General features: G+C 69.0%; 17 protein-coding genes. 7 read left to right on the forward strand and 10 right to left on the reverse strand.

The genetic code is table 11. The features are described 5' to 3' along the window. The first annotated feature begins 141 nt into the window (after positions 1–141). The 3 genes from AC099J_RS28285 to AC099J_RS28295 are packed head-to-tail and all read left to right on the forward strand — an operon-like array spanning position 142 to position 3,282. Entirely contained in the window at positions 142–1,227 is a 1,086-nt protein-coding gene (locus AC099J_RS28285) for an alpha/beta fold hydrolase (protein WP_479618642.1), read from the forward strand. Beyond that, entirely contained in the window at positions 1,224–2,603 is a 1,380-nt protein-coding gene (locus tag AC099J_RS28290; protein WP_479618643.1) for a histidine kinase, read from the forward strand. Before AC099J_RS28285 ends, AC099J_RS28290 begins: the two co-directional genes overlap by 4 nt. A 31-nt stretch (positions 2,604–2,634) precedes the next feature. Then, on the forward strand, positions 2,635–3,282 hold the full coding sequence (locus AC099J_RS28295) for a response regulator (protein ID WP_479618644.1): 648 nt from the start codon (positions 2,635–2,637) through the stop codon (positions 3,280–3,282). 44 nt (positions 3,283–3,326) lie between these two features. On the opposite strand, the gene AC099J_RS28300 is transcribed toward AC099J_RS28295, so the two are convergent. From AC099J_RS28300 to AC099J_RS28345, 10 genes are all read right to left on the reverse strand, one after another. Further along, on the reverse strand, positions 3,327–3,578 hold the full coding sequence (locus tag AC099J_RS28300) for a type II toxin-antitoxin system MqsA family antitoxin (protein ID WP_479618645.1): 252 nt from the start codon (positions 3,576–3,578) through the stop codon (positions 3,327–3,329). Next, a complete protein-coding gene (locus AC099J_RS28305; RefSeq protein WP_479618646.1) occupies positions 3,568–3,723 on the reverse strand; it encodes a hypothetical protein in 156 nt (51 codons plus the stop codon). Before AC099J_RS28305 ends, AC099J_RS28300 begins: the two co-directional genes overlap by 11 nt. Before the next feature lie 63 nt (positions 3,724–3,786). Further along, positions 3,787–4,464 carry an HAD family hydrolase gene (locus AC099J_RS28310; protein WP_479618647.1) on the reverse strand — a complete coding sequence of 226 codons (678 nt, stop codon included), beginning with the start codon at positions 4,462–4,464 and terminating at the stop codon, positions 3,787–3,789. Beyond that, entirely contained in the window at positions 4,461–6,392 is a 1,932-nt protein-coding gene (locus AC099J_RS28315) for a chorismate-binding protein (RefSeq protein WP_479618648.1), read from the reverse strand. The genes AC099J_RS28310 and AC099J_RS28315 overlap by 4 nt, the downstream gene beginning before the upstream one ends. Next, positions 6,389–6,922 (reverse strand): formaldehyde-activating enzyme, encoded by a 534-nt coding sequence (gene fae, locus AC099J_RS28320; protein ID WP_479618649.1) that lies wholly within the window; start codon positions 6,920–6,922, stop codon positions 6,389–6,391. Before fae ends, AC099J_RS28315 begins: the two co-directional genes overlap by 4 nt. Before the next feature lie 29 nt (positions 6,923–6,951). Further along, positions 6,952–7,770, reverse strand: a complete 819-nt coding sequence (locus AC099J_RS28325; protein WP_479618650.1) for a formylmethanofuran dehydrogenase subunit C — start codon at positions 7,768–7,770, stop codon at positions 6,952–6,954. 58 nt (positions 7,771–7,828) lie between these two features. Continuing rightward, a complete protein-coding gene (fhcD, locus tag AC099J_RS28330) occupies positions 7,829–8,788 on the reverse strand; it encodes a formylmethanofuran--tetrahydromethanopterin N-formyltransferase (RefSeq protein ID WP_479618651.1) in 960 nt (319 codons plus the stop codon). 13 nt (positions 8,789–8,801) lie between these two features. Next, the gene (locus AC099J_RS28335; protein WP_479618652.1) at positions 8,802–10,484 is read right to left on the reverse strand and encodes a formylmethanofuran dehydrogenase subunit A; all 1,683 of its coding nucleotides are present in this window, start codon (positions 10,482–10,484) and stop codon (positions 8,802–8,804) included. After that, a complete protein-coding gene (locus AC099J_RS28340; RefSeq protein WP_479618653.1) occupies positions 10,481–11,713 on the reverse strand; it encodes a molybdopterin-binding domain-containing protein in 1,233 nt (410 codons plus the stop codon). The genes AC099J_RS28335 and AC099J_RS28340 overlap by 4 nt, the downstream gene beginning before the upstream one ends. Positions 11,714–11,956: 243 nt before the next feature. Beyond that, positions 11,957–12,697 carry a HisA/HisF-related TIM barrel protein gene (locus tag AC099J_RS28345; protein ID WP_479618654.1) on the reverse strand — a complete coding sequence of 247 codons (741 nt, stop codon included), beginning with the start codon at positions 12,695–12,697 and terminating at the stop codon, positions 11,957–11,959. A 32-nt stretch (positions 12,698–12,729) separates the two neighbouring features. On the opposite strand from AC099J_RS28345, the gene AC099J_RS28350 reads away from it, so the two are divergent. The 4 genes from AC099J_RS28350 to AC099J_RS28365 all read left to right on the forward strand — a co-directional run bounded on the left by AC099J_RS28350 (position 12,730) and on the right by AC099J_RS28365 (position 17,773). Further along, positions 12,730–13,746, forward strand: a complete 1,017-nt coding sequence (locus AC099J_RS28350) for an ATP-grasp domain-containing protein (protein ID WP_479618655.1) — start codon at positions 12,730–12,732, stop codon at positions 13,744–13,746. Next, entirely contained in the window at positions 13,733–14,836 is a 1,104-nt protein-coding gene (locus AC099J_RS28355) for a hydantoinase/oxoprolinase family protein (protein ID WP_479618656.1), read from the forward strand. Before AC099J_RS28350 ends, AC099J_RS28355 begins: the two co-directional genes overlap by 14 nt. Beyond that, positions 14,836–15,453, forward strand: a complete 618-nt coding sequence (locus AC099J_RS28360; protein ID WP_479618657.1) for an amino acid kinase family protein — start codon at positions 14,836–14,838, stop codon at positions 15,451–15,453. Before AC099J_RS28355 ends, AC099J_RS28360 begins: the two co-directional genes overlap by 1 nt. 1,111 nt (positions 15,454–16,564) lie before the next feature. After that, complete coding sequence (locus AC099J_RS28365; RefSeq protein ID WP_479618658.1) at positions 16,565–17,773, forward strand: M66 family metalloprotease; 1,209 nt, start codon at positions 16,565–16,567, stop codon at positions 17,771–17,773. The last annotated feature ends 51 nt before the right edge of the window (positions 17,774–17,824 follow it).

Below are 17,824 nucleotides of genomic sequence, written 5' to 3' on the forward strand. Positions count from 1 at the left end.
ACAGCGCCGGGACGGCGGCTGCGGGAACAGGGATGCTCCGGTCTGCATGTTGGCCCATGGGCGCGGCCCCGCACAGCCGTGAAATCTTGATTCGCGGTTCATGATTTTCATGAGACCGGGCATGCGGCGGCGGCACTTACCATGCCCAACGTGACCGCCCGCCCGCTCTACCCTGCAACACCACCGCTGCGCAGCCTTGTACTGGAGGTGTCGCACGGCCATGTGCTGCATGTGGAAGAGAGCGGCAACCCGGCCGGCGTGTGCGCCGTGGTGCTGCACGGTGGCCCCGGCTCGGGTGGCTCGCCACTGCTGCGGCGCTTCTTCGACCCCGCGCGCTTTCGCGTCATCGGCATCGACCAGCGCGGCGCCGGCCGCAGCCGGCCGCGCGGCGCGACCGCGCACAACACCACGGCCGACCTGCTGGACGACATGCGCCATGTGCGCGAGCACCTGGGCATTGAGCGCTGGCTGGTGGTCGGCGGGTCGTGGGGCGCAACGCTGGCGCTGGTCTATGCGCTGCACGAACCGCAGGCCGTGGCGGCGTTGTTGCTGCGCGCGGTGTTCGTGCCAAGCGACGAGGGCATCGCCGCGTTCTTCCAGGACGCTGCCGGCCACGCACCGGCCGCCTGGTCGCGCTTTGCGGCCGTAGCGCCGGCTGATGCGCGGCACGACATGCTGGGCTACCTGCACAGCGGGCTGCTGGCGCAGGCGGGCGCTCCCCACACGGATCGGCAGCAGGAACTGGCGCTGGCCTGGTGGCAATGGGAACGGGCGCTGACCGACGGCCTCCCGATGGACCCAGCCGATGCACCCAGCGGCGACGCGCTGGCCGCGCTGGTCGATCGCTACCGCGTGCAGAGCCACTACCTGCACCACCGTTGCTGGCTCGATGCGCCGCCGTTGCTGCTGCAGCTCGGCGCCCTGCCCCGCGTGCCCACGCTGCTGCTGCACGCGCGTGATGACCGCATCTGCCCGCCGCAGGGCGCGCAGGCCGTGCACGCGCGCATCGCGCACAGCCGGCTGCAGTGGGTGGACCAGGGTGGGCACGACCCGGCGGCGCCGGAGATGGCCTCGGCCATGGTGGCGGCGCTCGATCGTTACGCGCTGGACGGCGACTTCGGCGGCGCGCCCCTATCCCCCACCCGCTCCCACGCCGGACGAGGGGGCGAGGCAGGCCCCGGTTGGTCGGCTGCAGAGGGTGCCCAGCGGCCCGGGCAGCCGCCATGACGCTGCGCCTCAAGATCAACGGCATCGTCAGCCTGCTGAGCCTGCTGTTCGTCGCGGCCGTGCTGGCGCTGCAGCTGCAGGCCATGCGGGCATCGGTGCACGAGGAAGTGATAGCAGCCAACCGCGTCGCGGCCCAGCTGCTGAACCGCACCGCCTGGCTCTACACGGCACAGGGCCCCTCGGCCATGCTGTCTTTCCTTCAGGGCGTGGGCCGCGTGCGTTCCAACGACATCACGCTGCTGGACGCCAACGCGCAGGTGCTCTACCAGTCGCCCACCTCCACCTACAAAGCCGGGCGCAACGCGCCGGAATGGTTCGCCAGCCTGGTCGCGCCCGCGCCGTCGGAGAACGCGATCACTTTCCCCGGTGGTGAGCTGCGCGTGCAGTCCAACGCCTCGCGCGCCGTGCTCGACGCGTGGGATGGCGCCGTGCTGATGGCGCTCAGCGCGCTGGGGCTGCTGCTGGTGGTCAACGCCGGCGTGTTCTGGCTGGTGGGCCGTGCCACGCGGCCGTTTGCCGACATCGTCGACGCGCTGAACCGGCTGGAGCCAGGGCGCTTCGACGTGACACTGCCGGCCCTGGCCGGCCGCGAGGCGGCGGCCATCGGCGCCGCGTTCAACCGCATGGTCGGCATGCTGCGCCAGCACATCGAGACCGAGCGACGCGCCGTGCAGGCCGAGCACCGGCTGTCGGAGAGCCGCGCGCTGGGCCGCTGGGTCGACCAGAAGATCGAGGCCGAGCGTCGCCTGATCGCACGCGAGCTGCACGACGAACTGGGCCAGTCCGTCACCGCGATGCGCAGCATGGCGTTGTCGATCGCGCAGCGCGTGCAGGCCATCGACCCGCAGGCCGAGCAGGCGGCCCGGCTGATCGCTGAAGAATCGGCGCGGCTGTACACCGCCATGCACGGCATGATCCCGCGCCTGACACCGCTGGTGCTGGACCAGTTCGGGCTGGTGGCCGCGCTCGAAGACCTGGTCGAGCGCATGCGGGCCAGCCATGTCGGACTGCGCATCGACTGGCACCTGGGCGTCGAGCCCGAACAGCTGCAGCTGGACACCGACACTGCCCTGGTGCTGTACCGCGCCGCCCAGGAAGGCATGACCAACGCGCTGCGACACGGCCAGGCGGGCCACCTCGCGTTGACCCTGCAGGGCGACGACACAACGCTGACACTGACGCTGCGCGACGACGGCCTTGGCCTGCCCGACCCTGCAGCGGCCGGCGCTGCCAGCCCCGGCCACTACGGCCTGCGCTGGCTGGCAGAACGCATCGACAGCCTGGGCGGCACGCTGCGCCTGGAACCGGCCGCCCCGCGCGGCGCCCAATTGACGGTGCGACTGGCGGTGCCGGCCGCTGCCTTGGAGAAGACATGAGCAACGCGATGCGCAACACGAAGGCATTTCCATGACCCAGGCCCCGCCGCAGATCCGCGTGATGCTGGTGGACGACCACGCCCTCGTGCGCATGGGTTTTCGCATGCTGCTGGCGGACGCGCAGATCGAGGTCGCGGCCGAGGCCGACACCGGCGAGCAGGCCTGCCAGCTCTACCCACAGGTGCGGCCCGATGTGGTGATGATGGACCTGTCGATGCCCGGCATGGGCGGGCTGGAGGCGCTGCGCCGCATCCTGGCCCACGACCCCAAGGCCCGCGTGCTGGCCCTGTCGGCGCACGAGGACACGGTGCACCCGCGCCGCATGCTGCAGGCCGGCGCGCTCGGCTACCTGACCAAGCGCAGCGCGCCCGATGCACTGATCACCGCCGTGCGCACCGTGGCGCGCGGCGAGCGCTCCATCGACGCCCAGACTGCCCAGGCGCTGGCTACGGCGCAAATCGACGGCGAGACGAACCCAACCAGCCTGCTCAGCGCGCGCGAGTTCTCGGTGTTCATCCAGCTCGCGCGCGGCATGACGGTGGCCCAGATCGCGGAAACGCTGAACCTGTCGATGAGCACGGTGGGGTCCCACCTGTACCGGGTCAAGCAGAAGCTGGGGGCGAGCAACCAGGCGGAGCTGACGCTGGTGGCGCTGCGGTGGGGGTTGATCGAGGTGTAGGGGGCGGCATCAACCCTGAAATCCAACGCTTCTGGCGAGGCTGGTCACGCGACCGCTGATTCAAAGACCGCCACCGGGACGGTTCGGTCCTTGGCGACGGATTTGCGGAGTGCCTTGATGCGCTCCAGCTCGTGCATCGTCTGCGCTGTGAAGTAAGACTCGCCACAACTCGGGCACGACCACATGGGGATGTTCTCGATCACCAGCAAGTCCTTGCCCTTCCCATAACTGCGCGTGACACGCTTGAGTTGTGCGCGTCCGTTCTGGCAGTGAGCGCACGACTCTTCAGCTGACATAGACGGTGATGACAACGAGTCGGCCAGTGTGGCCGACCTTGGCAACAACTTCGCCGGCAATACCTTCGAGCGTGGTGCCTTGGATGACGTACTTGGTCTCACGGGATGTCCGGTCGCCAGTGTACGAAACCTGCGCGATGAACACCTGCTCCAGTTTACTGTCGCTTACTCGTGTCGACGAGCAACGCCCCCGTCCAGACGGCGCTACTCAGCTGCGTTCGTGGATGCTCCAACCACGTTCCCGCGCCCGCGCCTGTAGCCGCGCGTCCGGCGCCACAGCCACGGGGTCGGTCACAGCTTCCAACAACGGCAAGTCACTGACGGAATCGGAATAGAACCACGAGCGCTCAAACGCATCGAGTTGCGCGCCGTGCCCCGCCAGCCACGCGTTCACATGCGCCAGCTTGTGGACGCCAAAGCATGGCTCGCCGTCGATGCTGCCGTCCAGCCGGCCGTCCACCACGCGCGAGCGTGTTGCGAGCACTTCGACTCCGCCGAACAAGCGGCCGAACGGCTCGGCGATGAAGCGCGTGGTGGCGGTCACGATGGCGCAAAGGTGGCCCGCTTCCTGATGCTGGCGCACCAGCGCACGCATGGCCTCGGGCACCACCAGCGCCATCTCGGCCTCGAACTGCGCCGACCATTGCCGCAGCGTGGCGAGGCCGAAGGGTGCCAGCGGCGCCACGGTGGCTTGGTGCACCGCGCGGATGTCCAGCTTGCCGTCCACGTACTGCTGGCACCAGCCCAGGTAGACCGCTTCTGCATCGGCCGGCAGCACGCCGCGCGCCACCAGGAAGCGCGTCCAGGCCATGCCGCTGTCGAATGGGATCAGCGTGTGGTCGAGGTCGAACAGGGCCAGCTGCATGGCGCCGGACGGTTTGCTCACGCGGCCGTAGGCTCGTGCACCCGCAACTGCGCCGCCAGCGCACTGCGCAGCGCATTGCAGACCATCAGCTCCTCAGCGGCCTGGATGTCCTGCAGCGTCAGGCTGCGCTCCCCCGCGCTGAAGGCCGCGTCGTCCAGCAGCACGCCGCGCATCACGCCGGGCAGTGCGCCGTCGGCCACGGGCGGTGTCCACCAGCGCCCGCCGATGCGCGCAAACACTGTGCTACGCCCGCCTTCGGCCAGCCGGCCGTCTTGCGTAAAAAACAGACTGTCGAAGGCGCCGGCAGCCTCGGCCGCGCGCACCCCGGCGTCGTAGTGCTGGCGCACCGTAGTCTTGTGCGCGGCCAGCGGGTTGTCGTTGGGCAGCCGCACACCGGCAATCACCAGCTTCACCGGCCCGGCCGGCAGTGGCGCCAGCGGCGCGTGCGTGATCCCGATGCGCCCACCGTGCGCCAACGCCAGGCGCAGGCGCGAGGGCTGACCGGGCGCCAGGGTGCGCACGGCATCGCCCAGCGCCTGCAACGCTGCGTTGCGGTCGAACGCAAAGCCCAGCACGCGCGCGCTCTGCGCCAGCCGCGCCAGGTGCCGCTCCAGGTGGCGGATGCCGTCGACCGGTGAGGCCCACATGGTTTCGAACAGTTCGAAGCCAGGGTCGAGTGCGGTGAGGAAACGCGCCTTCAACCGGCACTCGCCGAATTCCTCAGCGGCGACGCTGTCCTGCACGATGCCGGCGCCCACCCCCACCCGCAGCGGGCGCAGCCCACGGGCAGGGGCACCGAGTGTCAGCGTGCGGATCGCCACCGACAGGCAGAAGTCGCCGAGCGCCGCACCCTCGGCCGGCGCCTGGACCCAGCCGATGGCGCCGCAGTACAGGCCGCGCGGGGTGCTTTCCAGCTGGGCGATCCAGTCCATGGTGCGGTGCTTGGGCGCCCCGGTGATCGAGCCGCAGGGGAAGACGGCGCGCAGCAGCTCGGGCATGGCCACACCGGCGCGTAGCTCGGCCTGCACGGTGGACGTCATCTGGAACAGCGTGGCATAGGGCTCGATGGCGAACAACGTAGGCACCTGCACCGAGCCGATGCGCGCCACGCGGCCGATGTCGTTGCGCAGCAGGTCCACGATCATCACGTTCTCGGCGCGGTTCTTGGCGTCGGCCGCCAGCAGGCGCGCCGTCTCGCTGTCGCCTTCGGGCGCATCGGCGCGGGCGGCGGTCCCCTTCATCGGCCGCGCCGTCATCACTCCGGCGTCGTGGCGCAGAAACAGCTCGGGCGAGCGCGAGAGCACATGCGTGATGGCCCCATCTCCAAGACACCCGCTGCGCGGCAAGGCGATCAGCGCGCCATAGGCCACGCTCTGGCGTTCGCGCAGGCGCCGGTAGAGCGCCACCGGCCCGCCGTGACAGCTGCCGTGCAGGCGGTAGGTGAAGTTAACCTGGTAGGTTTCGCCCGCCGCAATGGCGTCGTGGATGCGGGCGATGGCGTGCGTGAAGGCGGCCTCGTCGATGCTGGGTTGCAGATCGAACACGGCCACGGGCGGTGCACTGTCGATGCCGGTGGCGGCGCCGATGTTCGTGCCGACGCCGCTGCCGACCTCGGCCTGCTCCTGCGCCGCCAGCCAGGCGCAGACCGCCTCGGACGACAGCTTCGCGCAATCACGGAACATCAGCACGCACAGCGCCGAGGCATCGTCGGCGCCCAGGCCGCCGTGCCCTGCGCGCTGCAGTTTGGCGCCCCACTCGTAGTCGGCCAGCAGCACGGCGTGCAGACCCTGCCGCAGGTCGGCATCGACGCGCGCCCAGGTTGCATTGAGCTCGGCCGGGTCCGCGCAGCGGTGCGCACGCACGAAGCCGGTGTGCAGGCGACTGGTCGGCTGCGCGGCCGTCGCGCCGCAATCGTCGAGCAGTGCGAATGGGAGGGTGGGGGCAGTCAACTCCAGTCGTCCATGTCGTGCTTGATGCGGTGGCGGTTGGCGATCAGTTCGTCCACCGACGGCTCGTTGTTCAGCGCACGCCGAATCGCAAGCTTGGTCGCCTCGTAGTTGGTGCGGTACATGTCCTTCTTGTCCAGGTTCGGGTCCTTGGCGCAACGCGGGTCGATCCACACCAGGCTGATGATGCACAGCGCGTTGGCATGTTCGCGCGGGATGATGCCCTCGATCAGGCAATCGACCACCGCATCGGCCGTCGCGCCCTGCACCACGCCGCCGAACAGGTCGATGTTGGCCATGTCCTTCAGCGTGACTTTGGGCACCACGATGGTCGCGGGCCGCACGAGCTGGTTGCAGGCGCGGATGGCGAACATCGCCGTGTGGCCCTTGCTCTGCGCCATCATGTTGGCGAAGGCCTGGCCCACGGGGCCGTCGGTGGCGCCGATCAGGATCTCGGGCATGGCGTCGGTGAACTGGCCGTCCTTGGCGAAGACGGTGGCTTCGCCGGCATGGAAGAGATAGGGGTGCGTCATGTGCAGGAGGTTCCGGGGTTCGATGGTCGCTAGATGCAGTGGATGAGCTCGCCCTTGCCATCGGCCGACAGGTCGCCCAGATGGCGTTGGATACGGCGTGCGGGCAGGTCGGTGAAGGGGCCGCCGTGGCGCGCCAGATCGCGTGCCAGCAATGCCCAGAAGACGGGGGTGGCGGCCAGGTTGGGCACGAAGGTCGGGCTGGCCGGCGCCGCCGCGCCCTGGGCGGCCAGGACGATGCTACCGCGCCGCATGCCGTAGCCCGCGTGCGCGCCCACCCCGCCCCCGACGGCGATGGTGCCGGCCACCATGCGCGCGCCCAGGAACGCGCCCACCTTGCCGTGCACCACCGCAGACCCGCGCCGCATGCGGTCGCCGAAGCGCTCGCCCGCATCGCCGTGCACGACGAAAGTGCCGCCGCGCATGCCGTCCATGCTGCCGGGCAGCGTGCTGGCCGCGAAGTCGCCCACGTGGCCCTGCACGCTCAGCGATCCGCCCGCCATCTCGCAGGCGGCCAGCAGGCCGGCGCTGCCTTCGATGCGCAGCTCGCCTGCGCGCATGCAGCCGCCCGCATAGTGGCCGGCGTGGCCTTCGACGTGGATGCGGCAGCCGTCCATCTGCCAGCCGATGCGGTCGCAGCGGGCCAGATCGCCTTCGAACAGCAGCAGGTCCGGCTCGAAGCCGGGTGCGATGTCGAACAGCTCGCCCAGCGGCAAGCGGACGTTGCCGTGCGTCACGGGCAGGTGCCCGACCTCGGTCGCCGAGAGATCTGCCAGCGCAGCCGGCGTGACGCCGCGCAGATCGACGCGCAGGGCAGGTGGCTGGCGCAGCCGCAGGTGCCAACCGTTCATGCAATACCTCCGGCTTCGCCTGCGGTGCGAGCTTGCTTGGGGCGGCCGGGCGCGTCGCTCATGCAGAGACCTCCCCCGCGCCCAGCAGCTTGTGCAGATGGAAATGGAACGGCCCCAGCTTGCCGCCGTAATTGCCGGCCGAGATGCGCAAGAGGCCGGCGGCCGGGCCGATGGCAATCGCCGCGTCCATGCCTACACGCATGGCAGCGGCCACGTCGGCCTCGGTCAGGCCGTCGATCACGATCTCCATCACGCAGCCGATGGGCCGGCCATTCGCGCCGCTGGCCAGTTCACTGTGCGGCACGAGCCCGACGAGGGTGGGACAGAAGGCATCGTTGGTCGAGGCCATCAGGCTGGCGTAGCGGCTGCCGACCTTGGAGCCCGAGCGCACCACGCCGCCCGGGAACGGCATCACGACATTGGGCAGCCGCTGCATCGCCGCGACAGCAGCCTCGGCCGCCGCCAATGCGGCGTCGGTGTCGGTGGCCAGCAGCAGCAGGTTGCCGCCGCCCACGGCCTTGACCACGGGCGTGTCTTCCTGTGCCACGAATTCGCCGTCCATCACGGGGACGCGCCAGTAGCGCTCGCCAGCGATCATCTTGGAGATCTGCCAGCCGTCGCCGAAGAAGCGCAGGTTCTTGCCCAGCGCGGCCCGGTCGCTGCCCGCAGCGCCGCGCGGCAGGCCGGCGAACACGGCCGTGGTCGGGCAGGTCAGCACGCACTGGCCGACGCGGCGCTCGATCTGCTTGGCCAGCTCTTTGCCCGACATCGCGAACAGCAGCACGCTGATGCCCGGGCGGCCGTCGGGCGTCTCCTGGGGGTCGAGCTCGCGCTCGATGCCGGCCTCGCAGCCGCAGGCGATCACCGAGGTGGCAAAGCCCGTCGCCGTCACCGCCGCATGCCGCGCCCAGGTGATGTTGTGCGCCGTGATGAGGATGCGCGTGGCCTTCATCGGAAAGGCCTCGGCGAAGGTGGCGTCGATGACGACGCCGTTGCGCTGCAGGATTGGGGCCGTCATGCCGCCATCGCTTTCATGACGCGGCCTGCTGGAAGCAGGCGCTGGGCAGCAGGCGCCCGCCATTGCCGCACTGGCACAGCTCGTCGTGGCCAATGGCGATGTGGTCGAAATTGACCGCGCCCTGCTCTGCCAGGTGCCGGCGCAGGCGCGCCTCGATGCTGCGGTCGTAGTCGGGCGTGACGAAGTGCGTTCCCCCCACGGGCAGGGCCGTGACGCGGCCGCCCCGCGCCACCAGCACGCCGTCCTTGAACACGTAGGCGGGCGTGGCGAACATGGCCTCGCGGTCGGGGTTCTCGCGGTAGACCGCGATGTCGGCCGCCGCGCCTGCGCCCAGGTGGCCCCGGTCGCGCAGGCCCAGCAGCCGGGCGGGGCCGGCGCGCGTCATGATGGCAATCTCGTTCAACGTGAGTTCGCGCGTGATCGAGCCCAGCGCGGCCTGCGCCGCCACCTCTGGGTGCAGCTTGGCCAGTTGCTCTGCCCGGAAGCCCCTGTCCATCAGCAGGCGGATCAGGTGCGGGTAGCTGGTGAACGGGCCACCATTGGGGTGGTCGGTCGTCAGCACCACGCGCCAGGGGTCGTCCACCAGCAGGAAGATCTCCAACCCGATGACCCACTGCAGTGCGTTCACATAGCTCTGCTCGCGGTAGCGGAACGGCACCACGCCGCAGCCGGCCTCGCATTCGATGTCGGCGCCAATCCACTTGCGCGGGTCGGCCAGGCCCGCCTGCGCATGCTGGCGCATGGTGTCGCCCGAGGCCGTGACGGTCTGGCCGAACATGATCTGGCCGACATCGATGCTGATGTTGGGGTTGGCGTTCACTGCCTCGGCCAGTTGCAGCGCGGCCGACGAGAACTTCTTCGGCCCCTCGGTGCCGTAAGCGTGGAACTGGATGTGCGTGAGGTGGCCCGGCAGGCCGTCGAGTGCGGCAATCGTGTCCAGCGTGGACTGGATGTTGCCGGCCACGCCCAGGTTGCTGCCGTGGATGTGCAGCGGGTGTGGCACGCCCAGTTCGCGCAGCGCGCGCGCCAGTGTGTGCACCACCTCGCGCGGCGTGACCTGCCAGTGCGCATGCGGCTGGTCCACATCGAGCTTGCGCTGGTTGAACTTGAAGGCCGAGATGCCGCCCGGGTTGACCACCTTCACGCCCATGGCCTTGCTGGCGTTGATCGTCCAGCCGGCGTAGTCGCGGATGCGCTCGAAGTCCCAGCGCTCGGCCAGCATGCGCAGGAACAGCTCGTCGTTGCCCAGCATCACGTAGGCGCCGTGGTCGAGGATGGGGGTGTCGCCCATCTCCATGTGCGTGTGGCGCGCGTTGCAAGCCATCATGGCCGGCTCGAACGCAGCCGTGTAACCCATCTCCACATAGCGGGCGCCGGTGGCCAGCGTGCCGGGCGTGCAGGTGCCGCACGAGGCCAGTTCCAGCACACTGTCGGGCAACGCGAAGGGGTTGTTGTGGGTGCGGTGGTCTTCGGGCAGCAGCATGCGCGCTAGGTTGACCTTGCCACCGCCGATGTGGGTGTGCATGTCGATGCCGCCGGCCATCACGATGCAGCCGCGAAGGTCGATCTCGTCGGTCGCAGCTTCGCCGGGCGCCAGGTCGACGATGCGGCCATCGCGCACGTAGAGGTCGCGCACGGCGTCGCACGCGTTCGTGGGGTCGATGACGCGGCCGCCGCGCAAGCGCAACACCGTCATGCCGCACGCTCCTTCTGCTGCGCCTGCACGGCCTGCACGGCCTGGGTGATGCGCCGCAGCACGTCGGCCACGCGCGGCAGGCCGTCGTCGACCACGGGGTGCAGGGGCAGCAGCACCGAGCCATCGGTGCGAAACAGATGGCCTGCGGAGCCGATGCCGGGCGTAGACACGGGGATGAACACCTCGGCACGCGCGTCTTGCGGCAGCCGCATGCGGGGATGGCCGAGCACGATGGTGGGCACGCCCAACCGTGGCGGCGCAGGCTCGGGGCCGAAGCTGGCCACCCACAGCAGTGCATCGACCGCGCCATCGGCCAGCAGCCGCTGCGCATCGAAGCACAGTGGCTCATGTTCCAGGCCCAGCGGGCCGGCGCGCGAGCGCAGCGGCAGGCCCGACAGCCAGGTGAACACCTGGTTCACGGTGGATGCGCCATCGCCGCCGCCCAGCGCCAGCGATGCCGCGCGCGTGCTGCGGTTGAGCGTGGCGACGATGCGCCCGATGGCCTCGATGATCAACGCGCCCTGGGCCGGCAGCCGGGCCGTCTCGTAGACCAGCACCGCGTAGCGCGCGGCCTGCAGGCGTGCGGCCAGCGCCGCCAGTGCGGGCGGCACGCGCGCATCGCCCTGTGCCACACGGCCGGCCACGAGCGCGGCGAGCAGGGCCACGGTGTCGAACAGGTCGCCGTGCAGCGGCAGCGTCTGGACAGCCAGCTCGGCCCGCTCGCCCACGCCCACGCGGCGCCACAGCTCGGGGTGGTGTTCTTCGGGCGATGGCGTCATGCAGACGACCAGGTCGGCCCGTGTGCGCACCTCGGCCAGCGTGGTGCTGTAGCCACCCCGGTCCTGCAGGGCACGCAGGCCGTGCATCAGCGTGGGGCCATGGGCAGGGTCGCAGATGGCGCCGGTGGCGCAGGCCAGTGCATACAGTGCCCGGGCGCCGGCGACATCGGTCGCCAGCCCGCCAAACAAGGGTTGCCGGCTGGCCGCAAGCAGGGACGCCGCGGCGCCCAGGGCCGTCTCCAGATCGCAATCGCGCCCGCCGACCTGGGGCTGCGGGGCGCCGGCCGAGCCGTCGAAATGGGCCAGCGCGCGCTGCGCCCGGGGGCAATCGCTGCCGACCAGGGTCAGTGCCGGGCTCACCGCGACGCCGAAGCCGTCACACAGCAGGGGGCAGAACGGGCAGGTCCAGGGCGCATCCGCTGGCGGCATTGCAGTGTCGATGGCAGGCATGGGCAGGCCGGTACGCAAGCCATATGCCACTGGCCCGCCACGGCGCAGCGCCTTGGGTCGAGCCAGGGGCCGGGCACGGCTCAGGCATGCGATGTGAGACAGAGTGTTGCGCTTTTGGCGGGCATTGCGTGCCGCCCGTCGCTGGCCACCACGCCGCGCGCGTGTGGGGCAGATGGCACGATTCCTGTGTACGGCGAACGGATGGCAGTCTTTACCGCCCCTCGACGCACCGGACCGGACAGATCAGCGAGCCGCGCGCGGCAATTGCAGGTCGTGCAACGCGCTGGCCACCAGCCAGGCGTCGGCGCCGGCTGCACGCGCGGGCGCCAGGTCGTCCGCGTTGCGGATGCCGCCCGCGCCAATGACCATGGCGCGCGGCGCCAGGCGCCGCACCTCCTGCAGCGTTTGAAGATCGGGGCCGGCGCCCGAGCCCACGCGCTCCAGCGTCATCACGATCAGCCGCTGCGGCCACAGGTGCACCGCCTCCCAGCAGCCAGCCACATCCAGCCGCTGGCCGTCGCGCCGGTCCAGCGACAGCGCCGCTGCAGGCGTCTGCGCGCCAGCGCCTGCGCCGGCCGCGCCGTCGAAGCAGCGTTCCAGCGCTTCGCGCGAGCGCAACGATTCGCTGCCATACACCAGCACGATGCGCCCGGCGTGCGCCGCCAGTTGCGCGCGCAGGGCCTCGCCGGCCTGCGCGTCGGCCAGGCCGGCATCCAGCCACAGCTCGATACCCGGCAGCGCCTGCAGCAGGCCAGCCAGCACCTCGACCTGCACCGCCCCGCCCTGCAGCGCGTCCAGATCGGCCACGTAGAGCTGGTGCGCAGCGCAGTGGTCGCACAGGATGCGGGCCACGGTGACCGGGTCGCTGCTGGCGCACAGTGCCGACACGATGGGCCGGTAGGACTTGCGGTCGCCGCGCACGGCCCGCACCACCTGGCCCTGCAACAGGTCGACAACGGGGATCAGCTGGAGTTCGGAGGTCATGGATGTTTTCGGGCTTCGCAAGAGTGGGTGCAATGACGATCAACGCTTTCGTGTACGAACACTTCAGCGGCGGCGGCTGGCGCGACCAGATCGACGACCACGGCGATGAGGCCGCGGCCGACTTGCTGGCCCAGGGCCGGGCCATGCGCGATGCCATGGTGGCCGACCTCGTGCAGGCGGCCGATTGTTCGGTCTCGGCGGCGGTCTGCGAAGCGGGGAACACCCTGCCCCACGGCGCCGTCGCGCTGCGCCGGCTGGCCGGTGAATCGGCCTTCGACTTCGTGGCGCGGCAAAGCGCGTTGCACGACCTGGTCTGGCTGGTGGCGCCCGAGACCGGCGGCCTGCTGGCACACCTGCAGCGCGCCGTGCAGCCCGCGCGCTGGCTTGGCTGCAGTGCGCAGGCGATTGCGCTGGCCAGCAGCAAGCAGGCCACGCTGGTGCACCTGGCGCGGCATGGCGTGCTGACGCCGCTGGCGTTCTCCAGCGCGCGCGAGATCAGCCGCTGGGTCGTCAAGCCCGACGACGGTGCCGGCGCCGTGGCCACCCAGGTGCACACCCGCCACGCCGATGCGCTGGCCGATCTGGCAGCGCGCGCGCAGGCTGGGGCCATGGCGACGCTGGAGCCTTGGATCGAGGGCGAGGCGCTGAGCATGTCGCTGCTGTGCGGCGCGCAGACTGCCGAGCTGCTGAGCATCAACCGCCAGTGCATCGCGATCGATGCGCACGGCCGGCTGTCGTTCGAAGGCGTTCGCTTCGATGCCCTGCAGGGCACGCCTGCGGTGCGGCAGCGCGACGCACGCTGGCGCACCCTCAGCGCGCTGGCCACGCAGGTGGCAGCTGCCATGCCCGGGCTGCGCGGCTTCGTCGGCATCGATCTGGTCTGGCATGCCGAGCGTGGGGCCGTGGTGATCGAGGTGAACCCGCGTGTCACCTGCGCCTACGTCGGGCTGTCGCGGGCGCTGGGCCGCAACCTGGCGGCCGACTTGGTGGCGGCCCACCGCCTGCCCGGCATCGGCCACTACCGGGAGCCCGCGCATGGCCACGCCTGAACGCACGACCGTCGGCTGGGACATCGGCGGCGCCCACGTCAAGGCCTGCCTGCTGCAACGCGGCCAGGTGGTCGACGTGGCGCAATGGGCCTGCCCGCTGTGGCAGGGGCTGGACCACCTGGCACATGCCCTGCAGGCGGCCAGCGGGCGCTGGCCCGATCTGGCCACCGCCCGGCACGCCGTGACCATGACCGGCGAGATGGTCGACCTGTTCGCGGACCGGGAAACCGGCGTGCAGGCCATCGCTGCTGCGCTGGCGGCCACGCTCCCCAACGGGCCGGGCCAGCTGCATTTTTTTGCTGGCGATGCAGGCTGGTGCGCTGCCGCACAGGCCGCCTGGCACTGGGAGAACATCGCCTCGGCCAACTGGCTGGCCACGGCGCGCCATGCCGCGCTGGTGTTTCCGCAAGGCGTGCTGGTCGATGTGGGCAGCACCACCACCGACCTGATCGCCTTCGGCCACGGGCGCGTGCTGGGCACCGACCGCACCGACGCCGAGCGCCTGGTCAGCGGCGGGCTGGCCTACCACGGCGTCGTGCGCACGCCGCTGTGCGCGCTGACCCAGCAGATCACCTGGCGCGGCCAGGCCCGCCACGTGATGAACGAGTTCTTTGCCACCACGGCCGACGTCTACCGCATGTGCGGCGATCTCGACCCGGCGCACGATCTGCAACCCACGGCCGACCAGGCGGACAAGAGCCTGCGGGCCACGCAGCAACGCCTGGCGCGCATGGTGGGGCTGGATGCAAGCGACGCATCGGACGAAGAATGGTGCGACCTGGCGCGTGCGTGGCGCGCGGCCCAGGTCACGGCCATCGGCGCGCAGCTGCGTCGCGTGCTGGCCGCACATGCGCTCGCGCCCGATGCCGTGCTGGTCAGCGCAGGCTGCGGCGCGTTCCTGGTCGGCGACCTCGCGGCCGAAGCTGACGCCGGCACGGCCAGCCCGCGCGCCCGACCGCGCCGTGTCGCCGCCTATGGCCGTGACGTGGCGCACGTGGCCCGCCATGCAGCCCCGGGCACCGACACCTGGGCACAGGTGTGCGCCCCCAGCGTCGCCGTGGCCACCTTGTTCGAACGGGAGCACGACTGATGTGGGTCGTCAAGATCGGTGGCAGCCTTTGCGCCGACCCGGTGTTGCCGCAATGGCTGGACCTGCTGACGCAGATCGGCGGGGGCCGCGTGACGGTGGTCTGCGGCGGTGGCAGCTTCGCCGACGAGGTGCGGCGGGTGCAGGCGCACTGGCAGTTCAACGATCTGGCCGCCCACAACATGGCGGTGCTGGCCATGGCGCAGATGGCCTACCAGCTCCATGCGCTGAACCCGGCGCTGCAGCTGACCGCGCGCAAGAGCGAGATCCCGGTGCTGCTGCGGCGCGGCAAGACCGCGTTGTGGCTGCCGCTGGAGCTGCGGCGCGACAAGCCCGACCCGCGCACCGACTGGGAGGCTACATCCGACACCATCGCGCTGGACCTGGCCAAAGACCTCAATGCCGAGCAGCTGGTGCTGATCAAGTCCTGCGCCATCGATCCTCAGATGTCGCTGGGCGAACTGGGCAAGGCCGGTGTGCTGGACGCGCCGTTTGCCGAACGCTGCGTCGACGTGGCGTTTCCGATCGTGCTGCTGCACAAGCACCAGCTGGCCACCATGCGCGCGCTGCTGCTGGGCGAGGCGCGCTGCGCGCCGCAAGCCTGGGCGCCCAAGGCTTGACAGGCAGACGCGCAGCGCAGGCGGCAGGCGCCTCGGCAGGGCGACCACCACATCCCACGATCAGTACTGAACCACCACGCGCGTGACGGCGAGTTGATTTTTGGCTTCGCGCGACATCTCAGTCGCCCGTGCGCACTCGGGCTTGTGCGCACTCGGGCCTGTGCGGCACCCATGCCGCGCACGGTGCTGCCACGCATCGTCCGGGCGGTCGGTTGAGTGGTGAAGCTGCTTCGAATGGCGATCGAGTTGCGGGCGGCGACCACGTGCGGCACGGTTGCCGGACGACCCTGTCCACGCCCCAAGCATCTTCGCAAACCGCATCCCAGCACGGCTTGCAAGTCTTGATCCATTCAGTTCGGCGCATTAATTCGCGAGGCAGCGGTTTATCGACGGGTTCTTGGGAAGATGGGTGAAATATCCGGGCTGAATGTGGAAAAGAAGACCAAACGACGACAAGCACCTGGGTAACAGTTCCTCGTGTTGCAACCCGCACCTCAGAATATGTGCTGATCGAATGCATTCGTAAATATAGACAGCAAGTGGGCGTTTGCGCATGACAGGGCCGTGCGAGGCGTCGCAGTTCGCATCACCAAAACAGCCAGTTGATGCAGGCATGGACTGCACTCTACTTCACCTATTGGCATGTGCGACAACATGTAACCAGGACATCACGAGGTAAGCGATCGCCAAAGCGCAGTCCTCGTAAAGGGAAGTCATGAACATGAGATCCAGAGTGAATTCTGTGAATGCGTGCGTGGTGATTGCCTGCGCAACGTTGCTGTCATCTTGCGGCGGGGGCGATTCAGATCCAGCAGCGCCTCCTGTGGGAGGAAGACCTCCTGTGGCAGAAGCGCCTCCTGCGGCAGGATCACCGCCTGTAACAGAAACACCTCCTGTCTCAGGCACACCTCCCGTGACAGAAACACCACCCGTAACAGAAACAGCCCCTGTGGTGGGAACACCTCCTGTAACAGAAACACCACCTGTGACAGGAATACCACCTGTAACAGAAACACCTCCTGTGACAGGAACACCTCCCGTTACAGGGACACCTGCTGTTCCGGAAACACCACCTGTGGCAGGACCTCTTCCTTTGGCAGCGCCATGGAGCGTGGCCGAACTGGAATATGCCATCACCTCCATGCCCACGTTATGGTTCTACGACCGCACAGAGTCTGGCGCGACACGGGCATTGCGTAGCGATCTTGCGGGCAACCTGACGGGTGAAGTCCAATTCGTGCAGAGTCATTCCGTAGCGCCTTCTGACAACAGTTCGCGTGAACTACCCGCACCAGTTGCGTTGCGCGATGCACTACTGCTGTTGTTGGGCGACGGCGCCCTCGCGAGTGCTGATCCTGTGTCAGATACGTTGAAGGTGACAGCGAGCAGGCAAGGAGTCGCGCTCGGTACGATGCGCATGCGGCCACCCGCGCTCTTGCCGCGAAGCGATAGCGGCGCTTATGTGAGGCCTGATGTCGGCTATTCGGCCAAAGCCTGGTCTGTCATCGTGCCTTGGCAGTGGATGCGACCAGGGCTGCAGCTTACGTTTGCGTTGGTCAAATCGTCCGGTGACACGACCAGCGGGATCTTGGCCTCCGACAAGATCGATTTTGGTGCTCCAGCAGAGTTGGTCATTCAAAACATTCGACTGGGCATGTTGACAACGCCCAATCAAGGCGTCGGCTACCTCATGAAAAACCCGGAGCTGGGTGGAACGGACTACTTCTCTACGATTCCAATCTCACGCCTCGTGGTTGCGCAGTATCAAGATATACAACTGGATCGCGTGATCGTATCCACTGGCGGTGGCGCGATCTACACCACCGGCAGCCCGAGCCCGGACCAGGGCGGAGTATACGGTGGAGACATGCGCCAAGACGTTGCCAAAGTTCAGGTCGCGCAAGGCATCAATTTGGCCAATTTCGGCTTGGTGGACTCCAGAATCAACGAAGATTCGCCGGAGTCATTCAGTCAACGCGTCGTTCATCACGCACGAGGTCTGTATGCGAATGGTGTGCAAGAGCACGGGCTGTCCGGCGGGAATGGGATGATCACATTGCTCGATTCTGTGGGCAATGAATTTGCCCATGAAATGGGCCACAGCTATGGTTTGGGTCATTACCCGGGGTATTCGACGAATCCTAAAAATCCCGTTCATCACGCTGATAGTGGATGGGGCTACATAGGCTGGCGCCAGCGCATGATGGGTAATCTTTCGTGGGCCAAATCGTTCGATAGCAGGGGCACTGAAAATGTTGATGTCCCGGGAAGTGGTGTAAGTCTTGATCGCGCGGCAGGCCGCGCAGGGTGGAGCCCGTAGGGCGTAACCCGTAGCGGCCTGCCGCGCGGCGGCCGCTCCTTTGTGGGGGTG

Source organism: Rhodoferax sp. RT4P68 (assembly GCF_056521305.1).